This window comes from Rhodococcus chondri (genome assembly GCF_036327435.1).
Taxonomy (GTDB): domain Bacteria; phylum Actinomycetota; class Actinomycetes; order Mycobacteriales; family Mycobacteriaceae; genus Rhodococcus; species Rhodococcus chondri.
Genome location: NZ_JAUZMZ010000241.1, coordinates 1 through 5,508 on the forward strand (window position 1 = coordinate 1; position 5,508 = coordinate 5,508).

Consider the following 5,508-nt stretch of genomic DNA (forward strand, 5'->3'; position numbering starts at 1 on the left):
CCGTGGATCGCGATGGGCAACTTCTATCACCAGGGTCAGGTGTGCGCGGCGGGCACACGTGTGATCGTGCACGAATCGATCGCCGATCAGGTGATCGAAGGTCTTGTCGAGTTCGCGCGCAGCTCGGTGGTCGGTGATCCGTTCGACGCCGCCAGCACGCAGGGCACGATCGTCAACCGCAAGCAGCTCGACCGCATTCTCGGTTACATCGAGAAGGGCCGCAGCGAAGGTGCTCAGCTGGTCACCGGTGGGTCCCGTGTCGGCGACCGCGGATTCTTCGTCGAGCCCACCGTGTTCCGGGGTACCAACGACCTGACGATCGCCCGTGAGGAGATCTTCGGTCCGGTAGCCACCGTCATCACATTCAAGACGACCGAGGAAGCCGTGCGGCTCGCGAACACCACCAAGTACGGGCTCAACGCGTTCATCTTCAGTCAGAGCTTGTCCACCGTGCACAGCGTCATCCCGCAGCTGCGCGTCGGCACGGTGTGGGTCAACGGGTGGGGCGTACCCGATCCGGCACTACCCTGGGGTGGTCGTGAGGCCAGCGGGATCGGGCGTGAGCTCGGCCGCAGCGGCCTCGAGGCGTTCACCGAGGAGAAGACGGTTCACCTCGGGTATTGACCGAAGGACGGACACTGCACGTGACGACCGATTCTGCAGGCCCGCAGTCCGAGACGACGCAGGCCGCCACTGCCGAGGGGGCGCTCGACCAGATCAGGGTGCTCGAACTGGGCACCCTGATCGCCGGGCCGTTCGCCGGGCGCCTGCTCGGGGACATGGGCGCCGACGTCATCAAGATCGAGGACCCGAAACGCCCCGACCCGCTCCGCACGTGGGGGCAGGGTGAACGGGACGGGCACCGCTTCTTCTGGACCGTGCACGCACGCAACAAGCGCTGCATCACCCTCGACCTGCGAGCTCCCGAGGGACAGGACCTGTTTCGGCGGCTGGTCGCCGAGTCGGACGTCGTCGTCGAGAACTTCCGGCCGGGCACCCTCGAGAAATGGGGTCTCGGTTACGACGTGCTGTGCGAGATCAACCCGGGCATCGTGCTCGCTCGTGTGTCCGGGTACGGCCAGACCGGCCCCAAGGCCGGACATGCCGGATACGCCTCCGTCGCCGAAGCCGAGAGCGGGCTGCGGCACCTGAATGGCTATCCGGGGCAGGCGCCGCCGCGTCTCGCGCTGTCGCTGGGGGATTCGCTCGCCGGCATGTTCGCCGTACAGGGCATCCTCGCGGCGCTGCTCAGCCGAGAACGGACGGGACGGGGGCAGATCGTCGACGTCGCGCTGACCGAGGCGTGCCTCGCCATCCAGGAATCGGTGATCCCCGATTACGACGCCGCCGGCGTGGCCCGGGGCCCGTCCGGCACTCGGCTCGAAGGGATCGCACCGTCCAACCTGTATCGCACGGCCGACGACATGTGGATCGTCATCGCCGCGAACCAGGACACCGTCTTCCGTCGCCTGTGCGGTGCAATGGAACGTCCCGAACTGGCCGGCGATCCCCGGTTCGCCGATCACCTTGCGCGCGGAGTGAACCAGGACGAGCTGGACGACCTGATCGGCGCGTGGGCAGCGAAGTGGCCGCTGGCCGAACTGCTCGAGCACCTGTCCGCGTCCGGTGTCGTGGCGGGCCCGGTCAACACCGTCGCCGAGGTGGTCGCCGATCCACAGTTCCGGGCGCGGAACATGCTCGTCGAACACCACGACGAACGGACCGGAATGGAGGTGCTCGGTCCCGGCGTGGTGCCGGTTCTCGCGGGGACACCGGGCTCGGTGCGTCGGGCCGGTGCGCCGATCGCGGGCTACGACAACGGCGCGGTCTACGGCGGCGTGCTCGGGCTGACCGCGGCCGAGCAGAAGGATCTGCGTGCGCGCGGCGTCATCTGAGTGCTTCGGTGCGCATGGGCCATAGCCATTCGGCTGGTGCCGCACTAATGTAGAACACGTTTCAGTCTTCTACCGAGGAGTGCCGAATGCACACGCCCCTTTGCGACGAACTCGGCATCGAGTTCCCGATCTTCGCGTTCACCCACTGCCGCGACGTCGTTGTCGCCGTCGCCAAGGCCGGCGGCTTCGGAGTCCTCGGCGCCGTCGGGTTCACTCCCGAAGAACTCGAAATCGAGCTGAACTGGATCGATGAGCACATCGGCGACCGTTCTTACGGGGTCGACATCGTGATCCCGAACAAGTACGAGGGCATGGATGCGAACCTGTCCGCCGAAGAACTCACCACGATGCTGCAGTCGATGGTGCCGCAGGAAACCCTCGAGTTCGGCCGCAAGATCCTCACCGACCATGGTGTTCCGTTGCCTGTTGGCGACGATAACGCGTTGCAGCTTCTCGGCTGGACCGAAGCCACGGCCACCCCGCAGGTGGAGGTGGCGCTGCAGCATCCGAAGGTCACGCTCATCGCCAACGCACTCGGTACCCCGCCGGCCGACATGATCGAGCACATCCACAACGCGGGTCGCAAGGTCGCGGCGCTGTGCGGCTCCCCGGGGCAGGCCCGCAAGCATGCCGACGCCGGAGTCGACATCATCATCGCGCAGGGCGGCGAAGGCGGCGGACACTGCGGCGAGGTCGGCTCGATCGTGCTGTGGCCGCAGGTCGTCAAGGAGGTCGCGCCCGTTCCTGTCCTGGCCGCCGGAGGTATCGGCAGCGGCCAGCAGATTGCGGCAGCGCTGGCCTTGGGCGCCCAGGGCGCGTGGACGGGCTCGCAGTGGCTCATGGTCGAAGAAGCCGAGAACACTCCGGTTCAGCAGGAGGCCTATGTCAAGGCCTCCAGCCGTGACACCGTGCGCAGCCGCTCGTTCACCGGCAAGCCGTGCCGGATGCTGCGCAACGACTGGACCGAGGCGTGGGAGCAGGAGGGCAACCCGAAGCCGCTCGGTATGCCGTTGCAGTACATGGTGTCCGGTATGGCTGTCGCCGCGACCCACAAGTACCCGGACGAATCCGTGGACGTCGCCTTCAACCCGGTGGGTCAGGTCGTCGGCCAGTTCTCCAAGGTGGAGAAGACGTCCGTGGTCATCGAGCGGTGGGTGCAGGAGTACCTCGACGCGACGGGAACACTCGAGCGTCTGAACGAGGCCGCGAACGCCTGAGCGGACCTACGGCGAAGACGAGCATGGTTGTCTGCGCTGCGGCAACCATGCTCGTACCCGCCTCCCGTATGCCGACGGGGGCTTGTTCACCTCGGCGGTGTCAGCAGGTCTTCCAGGTCGGCTGCCGCGTATCCGCCGTCGCGGCACAACTGCACCGTGGGGGCGCGCCGTCCCGGGTACTCGATGCACGGCATGTTCCGTGCGCCGCGCACCGCGATCGGGGAGTCGACGGGCAACTTGCAGTACAGATCGGTCGGGGTGGCGGGCACGTCGAGTTCGGTAGGGGAGCGGCGCTGCTCGGGTGGCAGGAAGCCTGTGATGCAGGGCGGCGGATCGTTGTACGAATTCACGAAGTAGGTGTTCTGCGCGGGATTGTCGATGTTGGGTAACCCTGCCGACTGTGTCGACGCCATGATCGAGGGGAACAGCACGAGCATCTGCTCGAGCGACGGCCGGTACACCGCCACCACCTGTTCGACGGTGACGAGATTCGCCAGCAGCAGCGGAATGGTCGGTTCCATCTCCTCGAACAGGGCCTGGACCTGTGTCGCGGCCGGGCCGGCGACCTCGAGCAGGGTGCGTACGTCGGTGTCCGAATCACGTAATCGACCGGTGGTGCCGGCCAGCGCGGCCGCCCACTGCCCGATCGCCGACGACGCGACGACCTGCGTTTCCAGCAGCGGGCCCACCTGATCTATGAGTGTTGCTGTGCTGTCGATGCTTTCGGCCGCGTCGGCGCCGATCGCCGCCGCCGCATCGATCAACGTGCGTAGCGCCGTATCGGATTCCGCTACCGCGGTGTGGGTTTCGTCGAGCAGTACCGCCAGACGTTCCGTGCCGACCGACTGCAGCGTCGCGTCGAGCTGATCCAGTGCCGCACCGATCGGTTCGGGCACCGTCACCCGCTCCTGCGCGACGAGATCCCCGTCTCCCAGGTGCGGGGAACCGTCCCCGCCGGGCAGGAACTCGACGTACTGTTCGCCGATCGCGGACATGCTGCGCACCTGAACGGCGGCGCCCGCCGGCACCGGCACATCCGAATCGAGCGACAGCACGGCCTCGGCGCCGCCGGTCGTCCTGGTGACGGCGGTGACGCGGCCGATCCCGACTCCGCGGTACGTGACGTTCGCCGTCGGATACAGTCCGCCGGCGTCGGGCATGGCGAGCCGTACCTCGTACCGGCCGACCCCGAGCAGTTGCGGCAGCTGCACGAACCCGAGAGCCAGGATCGTCACGGCGACCACCCCGATGGTGAAGAACACGGCCAGGCGCCGCCGCAGTGCCGAGGTGGGGTTCATCGGGGTACCTCCGCGGTGGGTGGGGTCGGCAGCGGCGGGACGAGCAGCGACACCAGGTCCGGGATCGGCCGGCCGGTGCCTGTCAGTGCCCCTTCGAACGGAGTGCCGAGCAGCAGCGCGTTCTCGAGGGTGGGCAACGTCAGGTCGAGAACGACGGTGCCGTTGGCGTAGTCACCGCGCACCGCATTGCGGTACGTGTCGATGGGAAACGGGAACGTGAGCAGGTAGCGCAGTGATTCGGTGAGGGAGTCACCCGCCGCGGCCAGCGACGCGAGCACGGGCTCGAGGTCGCGCAGGTTGGCCGTCAGGTCGTCGCCGCTCGACTGCACGACCTCGGTCGCGACCCTCCCGAACTGTCCGAGCGTATCCGCGGCTCGCGTCAGGTTCTCTTCCTGCGCGGCCAGGACATCCAGCGTGGGCGCGAGCTGATCGGTCGCGGCGGCCAACTGCTCGTTGTGGGCGGCGACCTCGACGGTGAGCGCGTCGAGCGACTCCATGGCACCGATGATCTGTTGCTTCTGGCCGTCGAGTCCGGTCAGGACGGCATCGAGCCTGGTGATCAACGACCGCACCGATTCCTGACGGCCGCCGAGCGCGCTGTTCAGTTCCCGGCTGATCACCTGCGCCTGCGCGAGCCCGCCGCCGCTGAGTACCAGCGCCAGCGACGACAGGGTCTGCTCGGTGGTGGGGAATGCGCCGGCCCGGGCGAGCGGAATGAGGTCGCCGTCGCCGAGCCGGCCTTGCGCGGGTTCGTCGACCGGCGCCGCGAGTTCGACGTGGGCGGACCCGAGCAGACTGGACTGTCCGATCTTCGCGGTCGCGTTCGCGGGCAGCACCGTTCCGGCGTCCAGCATCACCGACACTCGTGCGTGCCCGTCGGCAAGGTGGAGGCCGGAGACCCGGCCCACGGTCACATCTGCGACCCGGACGCGCGAATTGCGGTCGAGGGTGGTCACGTCCGGCATTTCGACGGTGACCTCGTAGGCTCCGTCGCCGTGCCCGCGGGTCCCCGGGAGATCGAGAGAATTCAGTCCTCGGAAGCCGCACCCGCCCGCAACGACCACGACACATGCGAGCGTGCCCACGATTTTCGCGTGT

Annotated in this window: 5 protein-coding genes; 3 read left to right on the forward strand and 2 right to left on the reverse strand. The window is 67.8% G+C overall.

The features are described from left to right. The 3 genes from Q8814_RS24010 to Q8814_RS24020 form a co-directional block, all read left to right on the forward strand. A partial coding sequence (locus Q8814_RS24010; protein WP_330154481.1) for an aldehyde dehydrogenase family protein occupies window positions 1-624 on the forward strand: 624 nt, incomplete at its 5' end. A gap of 20 nt (window positions 625-644) precedes the next feature. After that, entirely contained in the window at window positions 645-1,895 is a 1,251-nt protein-coding gene (locus Q8814_RS24015) for a CaiB/BaiF CoA transferase family protein (protein ID WP_408015977.1), read from the forward strand. Between the two features lie 86 nt (window positions 1,896-1,981). Then, window positions 1,982-3,112 carry a nitronate monooxygenase gene (locus Q8814_RS24020; RefSeq protein ID WP_330154482.1) on the forward strand — a complete coding sequence of 377 codons (1,131 nt, stop codon included), beginning with the start codon at window positions 1,982-1,984 and terminating at the stop codon, window positions 3,110-3,112. A gap of 86 nt (window positions 3,113-3,198) precedes the next feature. On the opposite strand, the gene Q8814_RS24025 is transcribed toward Q8814_RS24020, so the two are convergent. Both Q8814_RS24025 and Q8814_RS24030 read right to left on the reverse strand, forming a co-directional pair. Further along, a complete protein-coding gene (locus Q8814_RS24025; protein WP_330154483.1) occupies window positions 3,199-4,410 on the reverse strand; it encodes an MlaD family protein in 1,212 nt (403 codons plus the stop codon). Beyond that, complete coding sequence (locus Q8814_RS24030) at window positions 4,407-5,495, reverse strand: MCE family protein (protein ID WP_330154485.1); 1,089 nt, start codon at window positions 5,493-5,495, stop codon at window positions 4,407-4,409. Before Q8814_RS24030 ends, Q8814_RS24025 begins: the two co-directional genes overlap by 4 nt. Window positions 5,496-5,508: the final 13 nt, after the last annotated feature.

Excerpts from the sequence above, each read along its gene's own strand:
- Q8814_RS24020 (WP_330154482.1), top strand. The coding sequence starts at position 1,982 with ATGCACACGCCCCTTTGCGACGAACTCGGCATCGAGTTCCCGATCTTC.
- Q8814_RS24025 (WP_330154483.1), bottom strand. The coding sequence starts at position 4,410 with ATGAACCCCACCTCGGCACTGCGGCGGCGCCTGGCCGTGTTCTTCACC.